This is a genomic window from Synechococcus sp. N19, from assembly GCF_900474045.1.
Classification (GTDB): Bacteria; Cyanobacteriota; Cyanobacteriia; order PCC-6307; family Cyanobiaceae; genus Parasynechococcus.
Map to the genome: position 1 here is coordinate 71,301 of NZ_UCNR01000004.1, position 13,197 is coordinate 84,497.

Annotated in this window: 13 protein-coding genes; 5 read left to right on the forward strand and 8 right to left on the reverse strand. The window is 64.1% G+C overall.

Features of this window, described 5'->3' with window-relative positions:
- Nucleotides 1-18 precede the first annotated feature (18 nt).
- Complete coding sequence (locus DXY02_RS01470) at nt 19-1,659, forward strand: ABC transporter ATP-binding protein (protein WP_114987654.1); 1,641 nt, start codon at nt 19-21, stop codon at nt 1,657-1,659.
- A gap of 4 nt (nt 1,660-1,663) precedes the next feature.
- Here DXY02_RS01470 and DXY02_RS01475 read toward each other — a convergent pair whose 3' ends face one another.
- Together DXY02_RS01475 and ylqF are read right to left on the reverse strand one after the other, a co-directional pair.
- Entirely contained in the window at nt 1,664-2,668 is a 1,005-nt protein-coding gene (locus DXY02_RS01475) for an RluA family pseudouridine synthase (RefSeq protein ID WP_114987656.1), read from the reverse strand.
- A complete protein-coding gene (gene ylqF / locus DXY02_RS01480) occupies nt 2,665-3,531 on the reverse strand; it encodes a ribosome biogenesis GTPase YlqF (protein WP_114987658.1) in 867 nt (288 codons plus the stop codon). Before ylqF ends, DXY02_RS01475 begins: the two co-directional genes overlap by 4 nt.
- 118 nt (nt 3,532-3,649) lie before the next feature.
- Here ylqF and pgk point away from each other — a divergent pair, with 118 nt between their 5' ends.
- Nucleotides 3,650-4,855, forward strand: coding sequence for a phosphoglycerate kinase (gene pgk, locus DXY02_RS01485; protein ID WP_114987660.1), 1,206 nt, complete (start codon nt 3,650-3,652; stop codon nt 4,853-4,855).
- A 140-nt stretch (nt 4,856-4,995) separates the two neighbouring features.
- Entirely contained in the window at nt 4,996-5,883 is an 888-nt protein-coding gene (locus DXY02_RS01490; protein WP_114987662.1) for an NAD(P)-dependent oxidoreductase, read from the forward strand.
- On the opposite strand, the gene DXY02_RS01495 is transcribed toward DXY02_RS01490, so the two are convergent.
- Nucleotides 5,880-6,617, reverse strand: coding sequence for a hypothetical protein (locus DXY02_RS01495; RefSeq protein WP_244276100.1), 738 nt, complete (start codon nt 6,615-6,617; stop codon nt 5,880-5,882). The two genes, DXY02_RS01490 and DXY02_RS01495, sit on opposite strands and share 4 nt — an antisense overlap.
- Before the next feature lie 58 nt (nt 6,618-6,675).
- Between DXY02_RS01495 and murG the strand changes: the two genes are divergently transcribed.
- Entirely contained in the window at nt 6,676-7,752 is a 1,077-nt protein-coding gene (murG, locus tag DXY02_RS01500; RefSeq protein ID WP_114987757.1) for an undecaprenyldiphospho-muramoylpentapeptide beta-N-acetylglucosaminyltransferase, read from the forward strand.
- A 1-nt stretch (nt 7,753) separates the two neighbouring features.
- Here the strand turns inward: murG and DXY02_RS01505 are convergent, their stop codons facing one another.
- The 3 genes from DXY02_RS01505 to rnhA all read right to left on the reverse strand — a co-directional run bounded on the left by DXY02_RS01505 (nt 7,754) and on the right by rnhA (nt 11,000).
- The gene (locus tag DXY02_RS01505) at nt 7,754-8,830 is read right to left on the reverse strand and encodes an aminotransferase class I/II-fold pyridoxal phosphate-dependent enzyme (RefSeq protein WP_114987664.1); all 1,077 of its coding nucleotides are present in this window, start codon (nt 8,828-8,830) and stop codon (nt 7,754-7,756) included.
- A gap of 221 nt (nt 8,831-9,051) precedes the next feature.
- On the reverse strand, nt 9,052-10,233 hold the full coding sequence (locus DXY02_RS01510) for a quinone-dependent dihydroorotate dehydrogenase (protein ID WP_114987666.1): 1,182 nt from the start codon (nt 10,231-10,233) through the stop codon (nt 9,052-9,054).
- Between the two features lie 8 nt (nt 10,234-10,241).
- On the reverse strand, nt 10,242-11,000 hold the full coding sequence (rnhA, locus tag DXY02_RS01515) for a ribonuclease HI (RefSeq protein WP_114987668.1): 759 nt from the start codon (nt 10,998-11,000) through the stop codon (nt 10,242-10,244).
- Between the two features lie 51 nt (nt 11,001-11,051).
- Between rnhA and DXY02_RS01520 the strand changes: the two genes are divergently transcribed.
- Nucleotides 11,052-11,795, forward strand: a complete 744-nt coding sequence (locus DXY02_RS01520) for a DUF3747 domain-containing protein (RefSeq protein WP_114987670.1) — start codon at nt 11,052-11,054, stop codon at nt 11,793-11,795.
- 271 nt (nt 11,796-12,066) lie between these two features.
- Here the strand turns inward: DXY02_RS01520 and rplL are convergent, their stop codons facing one another.
- Entirely contained in the window at nt 12,067-12,456 is a 390-nt protein-coding gene (gene rplL, locus DXY02_RS01525) for a 50S ribosomal protein L7/L12 (RefSeq protein ID WP_114987674.1), read from the reverse strand.
- 54 nt (nt 12,457-12,510) lie between these two features.
- Nucleotides 12,511-13,038: a 50S ribosomal protein L10 gene (gene rplJ / locus DXY02_RS01530; protein ID WP_006851480.1), complete on the reverse strand. Its 528-nt coding sequence runs from the start codon at nt 13,036-13,038 to the stop codon at nt 12,511-12,513.
- Nucleotides 13,039-13,197 lie beyond the last annotated feature (159 nt).

Consider the following 13,197-nt stretch of genomic DNA (forward strand, 5'->3'; position numbering starts at 1 on the left):
GACCCGTCGGATCAATCCATGGTATTCAGTGCAGGACCCCCTGTCGCTCGCGCAGCACTGTTCATGGGCCGGCCTGTTCTGGAACTCGAACAGCTGCGATTGCGCTATCCCGGCAGCAACTCCTGGACGCTGGATGGGCTGAATCTGAGCCTCGAGCCGGGAGAGACCCTGGCCTTGGTGGGATCTTCGGGCTGTGGCAAAAGCACGGTGGCGCGGGCCGTGATGCAGCTGCTGCCCCAGGGAACGGTCTGTGAAGGACGGCTGGCCTTGACGGGCCAGGATCCACGCCAACTCCGGCGACCGCAGTTGCGGCAGCTGCGGGGTGAAGCCGTGGGTCTGGTGTTCCAGGACCCGATGACGCGGATGAATCCGCTGATGAGCGTGGGCGACCATCTGATCGACACCCTCAGGGCCCACCGACCTCAAAGCAGTGCCACGGCTCACCAGGAACGGGCCCGAGAAGTGCTGGAGCGGGTGGGCATTGGCGCCAACCGCTTCCGCGCCTACCCCCATGAGCTCAGTGGTGGGATGCGCCAGCGCCTGGCCATTGCCTTAGCGATTGCCCTGGAACCACCGCTGTTGATCGCCGACGAGCCCACCACCAGCCTGGATGTGGCGGTGGCCGGACAGGTGATGGCCGAACTCAGCGGCCTCTGCCAGGAACTGGGCAGTGCCCTGCTGCTGATCAGCCATGACCTGGCCATGGCCGCCCGCTGGTGCGAGCGCATGGCCATGCTCGACGGCGGACGCAAGGTGGAGGACGGCCCCAGCCATCAGCTGCTGACCCGGCCGCAGTCATCCGTCGGGCAACGGCTGGTGGCCTCCGCTCAGGCCCGGGAAGGGGGACGCTCACCGGCACGTCCCGACAACGGCAGCGTGCTGCGGGTGGAGGAGATGCGCTGCTGGCATGCCGTTGGTGGCGCACCTTGGGCACCCCTCTGGCTGAAGGCGGTGGATGGGGTGAGTTTCGAGCTCAGGGCCGGTGAAAGCCTGGGGGTGGTGGGGGCCTCCGGCTGCGGGAAAAGCACCCTCTGCCGGGCCTTGATGGGGCTCAATCGCATCCGCGGCGGACGGGTGGACCTGCTGGGCCAGGACCTACTGAGCCTGCGTGGAGAGGCGCTGCGGACAGCCCGCCGGGCCCTTCAGATGGTGTTTCAGGACCCTCTGGCCTGCCTGAATCCCGCCTTGCAGGTGGCCGATGCCATCGCCGATCCCTTGCTGATCCATGGTCTCTGCTCGAAAGCAGCAGCCCGGGAGGAAGCCCGCCGCCTGCTGAAGCGGGTCGGCCTCAGCCCGGCCGAGCAGTTTCAAGAACGCCTGCCGAAGCAGCTCTCCGGGGGCCAGCAGCAGCGGGTGGCGATCGCCCGCGCCCTGGCGTTGAAACCCAAGGTGCTGATCTGCGATGAGAGCGTCAGCATGCTCGATGCGGAAGTGCAGGCGGATGTGCTGGCGCTGCTGCGGGAGCTGCAGCAGGAGCTGGGCCTGGCAATCGTGTTCATCACCCACGACCTCTCGGTGGCCAGTGGCTTCTGCCACCGGGTGATGGTGCTGGACAAGGGGAAAGTGGTGGAGGAAGGGCCAGGGGATCGGATCTTCAGCGCGCCTCAGGCGCCGATCAGCCGCACCCTCGTGGAGGCCTGCCCAAGGCTGCCCCGCTAAGCCCTCAGCCCGACGCAGCGCGGCGCCTCAGCACCCCCAGCAACTTCTCCATCACTGGAGGAAGAGGGGCCTCGAACAGCATCCGCTCGCGGGTGATCGGATGATCCAGCCCCAGCTGCACGGCGTGCAGGGCCTGGCCGGGCAGCTCGATCGGCAACTTGCGGCAGCGGCTGTAGGTGGGGTCACCCACCACGGGATGGTTCATGTGGGCGCAGTGGACGCGGATCTGATGGGTCCGCCCGGTGTCGAGCTTGAACCGCAACAGGGAGTAATCGCCGAGTCGCTCCACCAGGGTCCAGTGGGTGCAGGCGTAACGGCCGTTTTCGCTGCTGACCACCGCGTACTTCTTGCGATCCGCCGGATGACGGCCAATCGCCCCGACGATCGTGCCCGAGTCGCCGGCCGGCACGCCATGGACGACGGCGAAGTACTCGCGGGAAGCGATCCGTTTCTGGATCTGCACCTGCAGCCGCACCAGGGCCTCCTGGCTCTTGGCGATCACGATGCAGCCGGTGGTTTCTTTATCAAGGCGGTGCACGATCCCTGGCCGCAACTTGCCGCTGATGCCGGGCAGGTCCGGGCAGTGATGCAGCAAGCCGTTCACCAAGGTGCCGTCCTTGTTACCCGGCGCCGGATGCACCGTCAGCCCGGCCGGCTTGTTGAGCACGATCAGATGGTCATCCTCAAACAGCACATCCAGATCCATCGGCTCCGGCTTGAGGTAAGGCAGTGGTTCCGGCGGCGGCATCCACAGCTGCACCTCATCGCCCTGGCGCAGGGGGGTTTTGGCCTTGCCGGTCTTGCCATTGACGCGCACATAGCCCGCGTCGATGAACTTCTGGATCCGAGCCCGGCTCTGCTCGGTGCGCTGGCTGACTAGCCAACGGTCCAGACGCATCGGCAAGGGCTTGGGATAGGCCAGCGTCAGCAGCTCTCCCTCGCCTTCGCCAAAGCGGTCGGTGAATGTTTCCTCCGGCAGCGGAGGACGTTTCCACTGCTGCGGACTCATGCCGGCAGCTCCAGGGCAATGCTGCCGAGGGCCGACTTGCGGAAATCATCCAGCAACCGCTGGGCCATGCGCGCCGTCTCGCCTGAGGTGTGGCGGGCTGCTGCGGCATCAAGCCAGAGAGCCGGGTCGGCCGTTTCACCTCTCAGGGGAATGCCATAGCGCTCCTGCAGCAGCGGAATCATCACCCCAGCGGCAGCCTGGGATTCCACATCCAGCAGCAACTGCAGGAAGGCCTGGGCCACCAGTTCACCGTCGTAGGCGGCCTGGCCGATGTCGTCGCAAAGGGCCAGCCGCAGGGCCGCCTGCTGGTCGTCGAGCCGAGGCGGCAGCACGCCAGGGGCATCAAGAAGGTCGAGGTCTTGCCCCAGACGCACCCAGCGCAGGGTTCGCGTCACCCCGGCCCGCCGGGCACTGGCCACCACCTTCTGCCGCACAAGACGGTTGATCAAAGCCGACTTGCCCACGTTGGGAAAGCCCAAGGTGAGTGCCCGCACCGGTCTGGGCCGCATGCCCCGGTTGCGGCGGCGTTCGTTGAGCTGATCGCCGGCACGGATCGCGGCCTGCTGCACCTGCTTCACGCCGGTCCCGGCCTTGGCATCACACCAGACCGACCGTTGCCCCTGGGCTTTGAACCATGCCTCCCAGGCCTCCTTGGCCGCCGCGGTGACCATGTCGCGCCGGTTGATCACCAACAGATGCTGCTTGCCCTTCAACCAACGGTTGAGATGGGGGTGGCCCGTGGCCAGAGGAATGCGGGCATCACGCACCTCGATCACCAGATCCACCTTGTCGAGATGGCGCTTGAGCTGCTGCTCCGCCTTGGCGATGTGGCCGGGATACCACTGGATCGTTGGGGTGGTCACAAAGGCAAACGCACAGAACAGACGGCCAGCAGGAACAGATTCACTTTGAACGCGCTGGCTCCAACGCCGTTCACACGGGTTAATCTCACCCCGTTTTCTTACCGCACGACACAACCCTATGGCGAAGCGTTCCCTGGCCAGCCTCAACGCCGGCGACCTGAGCGGCAAACGCGTTCTCGTGCGGGTTGACTTCAACGTGCCCCTGAACGACGCCGGTGCGATCACCGACGACACCCGCATCCGCGCCGCCCTGCCCACGATCAACGACCTGATCGGCAAGGGCGCCAAGGTGATCCTGTCTGCTCACTTTGGCCGTCCCAAGGGCCAGGTGAACGACGCCATGCGTCTCACCCCCGTGGCGGCTCGCCTGAGCGAACTGCTGGGCAAGCCCGTGGCCAAGACCGACAGCTGCATCGGCCCCGACGCCGAAGCCAAGGTGGGCGCCATGGCCAACGGCGATGTGGTGCTGCTGGAGAACGTGCGTTTCTTCGCCGAGGAAGAGAAGAACGAAGCCGGTTTCGCCGAGAAGCTCGCTGGCCTGGCTGAGGTTTACGTAAACGACGCCTTCGGCGCCGCCCACCGCGCCCACGCCTCCACCGAGGGCGTGACCAAGTTCCTCAAGCCCTCCGTCGCCGGCTTCCTGATGGAGAAGGAACTTCAGTACCTGCAGGGTGCTGTGGATGAGCCCAAGCGTCCCCTCGCCGCCATCGTCGGCGGCTCCAAGGTGAGCTCCAAGATCGGCGTGCTCGAGGCCCTGATCGACAAGTGCGACAAGGTTCTGATCGGCGGCGGCATGATCTTCACCTTCTACAAGGCCCGCGGCCTCTCAGTGGGCAAGAGCCTGGTGGAAGAAGACAAGCTGGAACTGGCCAAGGAGCTCGAGGCCAAAGCCAAGGCCAAGGGCGTGCAGCTGCTGCTGCCCACCGACGTGGTGCTGGCCGACAACTTCGCCCCCGATGCCAACAGCCAGACCGCTGACATCAACGCCATCCCTGATGGCTGGATGGGTCTCGACATCGGCCCCGATTCGATCAAGGTGTTCCAGGACGCCCTGGCCGACTGTCAGACCGTGATCTGGAACGGCCCCATGGGCGTGTTCGAGTTCGACAAGTTCGCTGCTGGTACCAACGCCATCGCCACCACCCTGGCCGAGCTGAGCGGCAAGGGTTGCTGCACGATCATCGGCGGTGGTGACTCCGTGGCAGCGGTCGAGAAGGCCGGCCTGGCCGAGAAGATGTCGCACATCTCCACCGGCGGCGGCGCCAGCCTCGAATTGCTGGAAGGCAAGGTGCTGCCCGGCGTGGCTGCCCTCGACGCCGCCTGATCAGTGGCTCAGGCCTGGAGATTCAGGTCTTGATCGATCTCATCCCGGACGTCTCTCAAAGGGACGACCGGGATTTTTTGTCCTGAAGCCACAACTGCAGCGCATCCGTCGACCAGGATCCAAATGCTTCGCCATGCGTCATGACCAAAGCTGACTTGAGCCTTGGCTTCGTGGGGCTGGGGGCACTCGGCTTGCCCATGGCGATCAACATGCACCGCGCTGGCTTCCCACTGCGGGTGCACTCCCGCAGCCGGAAAGCCGAAACCAATCCGGAGCTCGAGGGTGCAGCGCGATGTTCCAGCCCAGCCGATGCCAGCACCGGCGTGGATGTGCTGCTGCTGTGCGTCAGCGACGATGCAGCCGTTGAACAGGTGCTTTTCGGCCCCAACGGTGCCGCCTCACAGCTGAGCGCCGGCAGCGTGGTGCTGGATTGCTCCACCATTGCTCCCGCCACGGCCCAACGCTGTGCGGAGCGCCTGGCCCACCAGAACGTCCACTACCTGGATGCGCCGGTTACCGGCGGTACGGAAGGCGCCCGACGCGGCAGCCTCACGGTGCTGGTGGGTGGAGCCAGCGAGCCATTGGAGCGGGTGTGGCCCATCCTCGAGGTAATTGGCGGCTCCATCCACCACTTCGGCAGCGTGGGGCGTGGGCAGCAGGTGAAAGCTGTGAACCAGGTGCTGGTGGCCGGCAGCTATGCCGCCGTGGCCGAAGCGGTGGCCCTAGGCCAGCGTTTGGAGCTGCCCATGCCCCAGGTGATCGATGCCCTCAAAAATGGTGCAGCCGGCTCATGGGCCCTCGACCATCGCAGCACCGCCATGCTGGAGGGCAGCTATCCCCTCGGCTTCCGGCTCAGCCTGCATCGCAAGGATCTCGGCATCGCCCTCGATGCAGCCAAGGCCGTCCAGCTGGATCTCCCCGTCACAACGCTGGTGGAACAGCTGGAACTAGATCTGATCAACAACGGCCACGGCGATGAGGACGTGTCCGCCCTGCACCTCTGGAACCAAACAAGGCAGCGGAGCTAGTAGTTGCTGACCACGCGCACCCGTTTGGTGGCCGTCACCACGCCTTCGGGATGCACCAGCATCACGGCCCAGGTCTGCGAACCAGGTTGCTGCGGGGCCTGAACGCTTTTAAACAATCCACCCCCAGCCTGAGGCGACAACGGCAGGTTGGGGCGCTTCTGAGCCGAAAGCTGCTCATCGGTGAGGTCAATCAAACCACCCGCCACCAGGGCCTGGCCTAGCGGTTTTTCAACGATCAAGTCGACGTCGTAACGGCTGCCGGTGAGCACCACGTCGGGGATGGCGACGTTGACCGCCAAGGGGCGCTCACCGCTGCGCAGCAAGGACTGCTGGGCCAATAGTTCCTGATCTACGAGCTGGCCGTCCTCCAGCCGAATCGCGATCTGCTCGCTGGCCTCGAGGGAATAGCTGAGCCCCTGGGATTCGGCGGAACCTCGCACCCGCAGGCTGAGGGTTGAACGGCCATCTGGTGTGGGTGCTGCGGGCTCCACCTGCCAGGTGACCTCGGGGAAATCCTGCCGGAAACGCTCCAGGCGCTGGGCCAAAACAGGCTGAAGCTCAACGCTGGCCAGCGTGTCGAACGCCGAAGAGCTGCCGCTGTTCAATGCCGTTTGCAGGCGATCGCTGAAACGTTCCACAGCACTGCCCCAACGTCCGGGCGGCTCAAGGGCATGGACCGGTGACAAAAGCAACGCCATGGCCGACACGAGCGTGACTCCCAGAAAACGACGCACAGGCCAGACCACATCAGCCCAATTAAGTTAGGTCCGGTGTGCGGTGACGGCCGACGCGATGACCCGGCTTCTGATCGCCGCCAGCGGCACCGGCGGTCATCTCTTCCCCGCTCTTGCAGTTGCTGAAGCCGTTGAAAGCCAATGGCCCGTGCGCTGGCTGGGGGTGCCTGATCGGCTCGAAACGCAGCTGGTGCCAAAGCGTTTTGGGTTGGTGTGCGTGAACGCAGGCGGGCTGCAGGGACGCGGGCTGACCAAGCTGCTGCAGTTGCTGCGCCTGTTACTGGCCAGCGTGAGCGTGCGGCAGGTGATCCGCCGGAACGCGATCGATGTGGTGTTCACCACCGGCGGCTACATCGCCGCCCCCGCAATCCTGGCGGCGCGCTGGTGCGGCATTCCCGTGGTGCTACATGAATCCAATGCCATCCCAGGGCGGGTCACCCGACTGCTGGGTCGCTTCTGCAGCGCCGTGGCCATTGGCCTCCCCGCTGCCGCCAAGCGCATCCCCGGCAGCCAGCCGATGCTCACGGGCACGCCGGTGCGTTCCAGCTTTTTAGCCCCACAACCCCTACCGAGCTGGGTGCCCGCCGGAGAGGGACCGCTGCTGGTGGTGATGGGCGGCAGTCAAGGCGCCGTCGGCCTCAACCGCATGGTGCGTGATGCGGTGCCGGCCCTGTTGGAGCAGGGCTGCCGCGTGGTTCACCTCACCGGTGACAACGACCCTGACCTTGGGCAACTGCAGCACCCACAACTGGTGGAACGCCGCTTCAGCGATGAGATGCCAGGGTTGCTACAACATGCGGATCTAGCCATCAGCCGCGCGGGGGCCGGCAGCCTCAGTGAACTGGCGGTCTGCGGGACCCCGGCCGTACTGGTGCCATTCCCCCAGGCGGCGGACCAACACCAGGAGGCCAATGCATCCTGCGCCGCATCCCTTGGTGCGGCCGTGATCGTGCATCAACACGGTCCGGAGCAGCCGGTTTTGTTCAACACCGTGCAGCGGCTCCTGGCATCGCGGCTCGGACATGCCAGCACCACAAACGATCCACTCACTCAGATGCGTGAAGGGATGGCTGCCTTGGCGGAACGGGATGCTGAACAGCAACTGGCCGGCGTGCTTCAAGGCCTGGTGGCCTGAGTCAAGCCAGAGGGCTGCGCTTCAACTCCTCACGCATCGCCCACACAATGCGGCGGTTATTGCGCCGCGATTGCAATCCGATCCGCAGCCAGGTCTCTCCCAAACCCTCGAAGGAACGGCAATCGCGCAAAAGAATGCGATGCCGTTGCTCCAATGCCTCCCGCAAAGGCACGAGGGATCGGTTCGCTCGAATCAGCAGATAGTTAACCGCCGACGGCATCGGGGTGATGCCCGGCAACGCAGCCAATTGCCGCTGCATCCACGCCCCCTCCGTTGCCGTCCAACGCTGCACGCGCATGCACCAAGATTGGTAATGCCGGGGCGATGACAACAACCGTTCGCCAACAGCCAGGGCGATGCCATTCACGGGCCAGGGATCCCGCCACTCGGCCCAACGCTGCAACCGCTGGGGCTGCGCAACGGCATAGCCCAAACGCAAGCCAGCAATGCCATAGAGCTTGGTGAGGCTACGGATCACCACCAGGTTCGAATGCTCAGCCACCAAGGGAATCAACGACTGCTGCTCGCCGTTGGGCAACAGAGGCAAAAACGCTTCATCACAGATCACCAGGGCGTACCGCTCCAGCAATGGCTGCAATGAGGCACGGCACCAGAGCTGGCCGGTGGGGTTGTGGGGATTGCAAATCCACAGCACAGATCCCTCGCCCGCGTCGGGAAACGGTTGCGGAAACGCCTCATCCCAAAGGAGAGGCAACTGCTGCTGCCGGGAGGTCGCTGACCAGCAGCGCAAGGCGCGTTTGTAATCGGCAAAACCCGGTGCTGCCAGCACACTCAAACCTTGCTCGGCTGCATCACGAGCCGCCCAGGTGAACAGTTCGGCAGCGCCGTTACCCGGCAATACGAAGGAAGGCTCAACGCCGTGCAGCACACCGATGCGCTCACGAAGCAGCACCTGACTGCGGTCGGGATAGTCGCGCCAGGCACTCAGGCCAATTCGCTGCCAACGGGAAGACCAAGGCACCAGAGATGCACTGGCATCGAGCAGCTGGGACGGCGGGCAGTTCAACCTTGCGGCGGCTGCTTCGCGGTTGCCGCCATGGCGTAGGTCAACGCCCATCCCGACTCCCAATACAACGCAGAGACATCACCAGCGTGGCCCACTGACGAGTTCAAGCCAAGCTGACCGCTATGAGTTGAGGCAGCTCACCAAAAGCGAGCATGGCAAGCGGCTTTGTCCACTGAGCCAACGCTGTCGACGATCACCCCTTGAATAACTGCGCAGAAGAGCCATTCAAGAGCGAAACATCGAGCAGTTGAGCTGTCTTTCAAGCAACAGCTTCAGTCTTGCCAGGGCAAACCGCTGCCGGATGCTTCCGCGATGGTGCGCAGACCGTGGCGGTCCAACTGCAGCAGAAGACCGTCCAGAATCCGCGGCACCAGATCCGGCCCCTGAAAAATCCAGCCGGTGTAGAGCTGAACCAATGAAGCCCCCGCGGTGATTCGCTCCCAAGCCACTTGGGCCGAGTCAATCCCACCCACACCGATCAACGGCAGCGCCGGGCCAGCACTGGCCCGCAAACGACGGATCACCTCCTGGGCCCGCTGACGCAGGGGGGCACCGCTGAGACCTCCGGCCTCCTCCGCCAGAGTGCGCCCGGTCTGCGGCAACCGCCGTTGCTCCAGGCCCAGCCGATTGAGACTGGTGTTGACCGCGATCACTCCAGCCAGACCCTCCTCAAAGGCCAATCGGGCCACCGCATCAATCGATTCATCGTCCAAATCCGGCGCGATCTTCACCAACAGAGGCGGGCAGGCCGGCAGCCGGCGCAGCCGTTCCACCAGACGCCGCAACTGGGCTGTGTCCTGCAGATCCCGCAATCCGGGGGTGTTGGGGGAGCTGACGTTGATCACCGCGTAGTCCGCCAAGGGCGACAACAACTCCAGGGACGCCGCGTAGTCGTCCGGTGCCTGCTCCAAGGCCGTGATCTTGGATTTGCCCACATTGATCCCCAGCACCGCCGGCCGCCGGCCGGGCGGATCCAGACGTTGACGCTCCAGCGTTTTCAACAGCGCCTTGGCGCCATCGTTGTTGAATCCCATCCGGTTCAACGCGGCCTGCTCCTCCGCCAACCGGAACAGGCGTGGTTTGGGGTTGCCCGGCTGGCCATGCCAGGTGACCGTGCCCACTTCAGCGAAGCCAAAGCCAAAGCAATCCCAAATCCCAGCCGCGACTCCGTTCTTGTCAAACCCCGCCGCCAAACCCACCGGGTTGGGGAAGCGGCAGCCAAACAGCACTTGTTCCAGGCGCAGATCACGCCGTTGCAGATCCGCCGCAACGCCATCCAGCACCGTGGACACCCCTGGCCAGCGGCGCCGCAGGCTGGCTTGACCAAGAGCCGTGAGGGCAGTGCGCGACAGCTGTTCAGCATCCAGACCGTCGTCCCGCGCCAAGACCGGGCCAAGCCAACGCTGATAAAAGGCACCGCTGCTGAGCGGTCCGGCCGAAGAGGACGGCGACATGCTCTGGCTCAGGACTGTTCTGATCCTGCCTCGCGACGTTGCAGGGTCCAACGCCCTTCCGCCTGGGGCTCGACCATCCAATCCCTCCAGATCCAGCTCTCAGCCTTGGTTTCCAGCTGTTTGAGCGGCTTTTCCACCAGCTGCGCCAGCTCCAGCGACGAGAGGCTGTAGCCACCCTGCGCCAGACGGTCCGCCAGCTCCAACCGGGACAACAGCTGCAGCAGAGGCTTGGGGGCAACCTCAGATGGTGCTTCTGGCGCAGCCTCGGCGGAAGACAGCTCCGATGATCCCTGCTTCAGAGCCAAGTTGGGCTGGGCGTTATGGGAGAACGCCACGGCGATGCGGTCCACCCGTTCGTTGTCTGGATCACCGCTGTGGCCTTTGACGTAGCGCAGGGGCACATCATCCAGACGAGCGGCATCCAAAGCCTTCCAGAGGTCCTGGTTGAGCACGGGCTTGCCCGCAGCCGTTTTCCAGCCTTTGCGCTTCCAGCCTTTGATCCAGGAGCCCAGGCCATCAATCAGATATTTGCTGTCGGTGCGCAGGGTGAGATCCGGATGACGGGGCAGATGTTCAAGCCGTTGCAACACCTCCAACGCCGCCTGCAGTTCCATGCGGTTGTTGGTGGTGTCGGGTGCATGGCCACCAAATTCCTCAACGCTGCCGTTTTCAAAACGCAATAAGGCCCCCCAACCTCCCGGACCTGGGTTGCCGCTGCAGGCACCATCCGTCGCTGCAGCCACGACCCGTCCCCGTCCTTCCGCCATTGATCGGTCCCAACGCTGTTCGGTACAACACGGTTTCTGGCGTCACCGTGGATGAGCCGAACCTACCTGCGGGCGGCTGGTCTGACTGCCGTGGGGCTGTTGGCGGCCGGTCTGTCGCAGGAGGGCACCGCACGGGCCTTGTTTAACAGCGCTGCGGTGCCGCAGGAGCACTTCGCTGTGCTAGCACAACCCCTTGGCAAAGCCCAGTGGAAACTGCTGGTGCTGGAACAGATCAAGGCCCAACCGCGCTGCTGGAGGGCACGCCAGGACGGACTGGTAGAGCCCAGCCTGAATCGCTTCAACTTCAGCGGCATCTGCAAGCGCTACCTGGACAGCAATGGCTACTCGCTGCGCAGCGGTGGCCAAGACCTTGGAACCCGCTTTCGCTTCCGGCTCAAGCCATCCGGCGCCTCGCTGAGGCTCGAGGCCCTCGACCCCCAGCAACGGGCACCACTCCTGGTGGGTCAGGCTCCCTTACCAACTCGCCGCGATCCCAACAGGTTCGTGGCTCTGCAGCTGGAGCCGGGCTGGGCCTTGGAACGCCGGGTTTACCAGGGTCGCCCGTTGAACCACCTGTACTTCGCGCATCACGACCCGGTGAACCGGCTGCTCGCGCTGGCCAGCAGCCGCGGCCAGCGTTCAGGCTTTCAGCGGTTGGGAGCGCCGATGCCGCCGATCGCACCACCGCCGTTGCCCACGGCACGATCAACACGACGACGCACCACACAACGACGAACCACACGCCTGGCCAGCAATGCCCCGATCCGGCTGCAGGTGATTCCCTATCGCCGCTGAGGACCAACCGTCACAGTGCCAGTTGAGAGGGCGACCAGACAGGGGCTGACAAAGGATTCCCCACCCTTAGTTTGAATTTGTGTGAGGAGTGCTGAGCGCCTCTTCAGGGTCGAAACAAGGACAGACTCCTGAATGTGTTCCTCTCTTAAAAAGCTCCGCCTTTGGCGGGGCTTTTTTATTGGCCAGAGAAAACCACAAAAAAACCGGCCCTGGAAAGGACCGGTGACTGAACGCAAACAGGGGGAGAGGGGCAAGCCCTCTCCCAAGGCGATCACTTGAGGGTGACCTTGCCGCCTGCTTCTTCGATGGCCTTCTTGGCAGCTTCGGCGTCTTCCTTGGAGACACCTTCCTTGACGGCCTTGGGAGCAGCCTCGACCAGAGCCTTGGCGTCGCCCAGACCCAGACCGGTGGCCTCACGGACGGCCTTGAGGACCTTGATCTTGGCGGAGGCGTCGAAGCCTTCCAGGATCACGTCGAATTCGGTCTTCTCTTCAGCGGCATCGCCACCGCCACCAGCAGCGCCAGGGGCAGCCATCACAACACCAGCAGATGCTGCGGCGGACACACCGAAGGCCTCTTCGATCTGCTTGACCAGCTCGGAAGCTTCAAGCAAGGAGAGGGATTTCAGCGATTCGAGAATTTCGTCGGTTTTTGCAGACATGGTTTTGAAAGGGGAAGCAACAGATCAATGAACAGTGGTCTCGGCAGGGCCGAATCAGCCTTCGCCGCCTTCGGCGTGCTGCTTGAGTGCCCTGGCCATACCAGAGGGAACCTCGTTGATGCCCACAGCGACCTTCGTGGCCACGGCGTTGATGGCACCGGCGATCTGAGCCATGAGCTGCTCCTTGGAGGGGAGATCGGCAATGGCTTTGATCTCGTCCTGAGACAGGAGCTTGCCTTCGAAAAGGCCGCCCTTGGTCTCGGACTTCTTGAGTTCCTTCTGGAAGGTCTGAACGGCCTTCACACCGGCACCAACATCGCCCTTCACCAGGACGAAGGCGTTGGTTCCGGTCAGCAGGGAATCGAGGCTGGCCCAGTTGCTGTCACCATCAATGGCACGGCGCATCAAGGTGTTTTTGGTCACCTTGCAAACGCTGTCGCTGGCCCGCAGACGATCCCGCAGGTCAGACATTTCCTTGATGGACAGGCCCTTGAAATCAAGGACAAGTGCCAGTTCGGCGTCGGCGAGGAGCTCTTTGAGCTCTCCGACGATCTGCTGCTTGTTCTCCAGCGTGCGGCCCATAGGGATTGGATCGGATCAAAGGAACAAGCTGGGCACACGGCCGATCGAGTCTTCGAAAGGAAGACGAGGCCGCGTGCCGATCCAATCCCGAATGGGACAAAACCGTGTCGCGTCTGCCTCGGCAGGGATTACATCAACAGGAATGACTGACGTCGTTCC